Annotated in this window: 1 protein-coding gene; it reads right to left on the bottom strand. The window is 52.8% G+C overall.

The genetic code is table 11. The features are described 5' to 3' along the window. Positions 1-236 (bottom strand): TOBE domain-containing protein (locus Q4548_RS17305; protein ID WP_369281305.1); only part of this gene is annotated, 236 nt, incomplete at its 3' end. Between the last annotated feature and the right edge of the window lie 12 nt (positions 237-248).

Here is a 248-nt window from a genome sequence, read left to right on the forward strand (position 1 = left end):
GTGCTTTGATGAGACGCAAGCAATGGGGATAAAACCTTGCAATCATCGATTCGCCAGGTGACGTTCACTGTACTTCCGGCAATTGGCAGGCAATGTTCCCGACTATTGGGGAGCTTACACAGTAGTCGATCCGACTCACTCAGACGCAGATGAACACGATGGTGATCACCGCAGTAGACGATATCTTCCACCAGTCCTTGCACGCGGTTGCCGAGATTGAGGTCGCCATCCGCGATGCGAACTTGCTC

The sequence above is a fragment of the Wenyingzhuangia sp. 2_MG-2023 genome (assembly GCF_030548295.1).
Lineage (GTDB): Bacteria > Bacteroidota > Bacteroidia > Flavobacteriales > Flavobacteriaceae > Wenyingzhuangia.